The 587-nt window shown below is 62.4% G+C and carries 1 protein-coding gene and 1 pseudogene; both read left to right on the forward strand.

Annotation, left to right across the window (positions count from 1 at the left end; translation table 11 throughout):
• Nucleotides 1-324 (forward strand): baseplate complex protein (locus ACW9IR_RS29555; protein WP_457466149.1); only part of this gene is annotated, 324 nt, incomplete at its 5' end.
• Nucleotides 321-587 (forward strand): annotated as a pseudogene (locus ACW9IR_RS29560) (hypothetical protein); the annotation flags it as partial. The gene ACW9IR_RS29555 and the pseudogene ACW9IR_RS29560, both read left to right, overlap by 4 nt.

Consider the following 587-nt stretch of genomic DNA (forward strand, 5'->3'; position numbering starts at 1 on the left):
GGTCAGTTGCATCTGTATCGGATCGTGAACGACACGGCCGAAACCTTCGGTGTGCGTCAGGTGGAATTTTCCGACGGCGTCAGTGCGCGGGAAGCTGACACCCTGAAAGCCTGGCTTGTGCAATTCACCCTGAGCGAACGCGAATCGAACCCGGAGAAAGTCGAAGGCCGGCGCGCCGACAACAAGGTAGACGCTCAGGGCGCCCCGGGCAGTACGGTCGGCGAAGGCGGCGCCGGTGACGCAACCAACGACAACCCCGCGCTGAGTGGCTTTGAAAAGGTGCTGGGACGTGTGGATAAGTGGCTCGGGAGTGAGCAGACGTGAAGCTGCACAAGATACTTTCCATCAACGGCGCCCCGATCGCTCTCATCAAGGAGGACGTCAGGCTCGACGCTACCAGCCCCGGCCGGGCGAACTTCACCGTTCAATCCCCTGTGCCGCTGAAAGGGCTGGTGACGCTGGATATCGGCTACAACGAGGGCACGCTGCAACGGCACTTTATCGGCTACGTCGAGCGCTGCACGGCCGCCAACGCGGTCGAACAGGTGTTGTTTTGCCGTGAGCTGGCCGCCGTGCTGGCCAACCCG

The sequence above is a fragment of the Pseudomonas sp. SDT291_1_S447 genome (genome assembly GCF_054070155.1).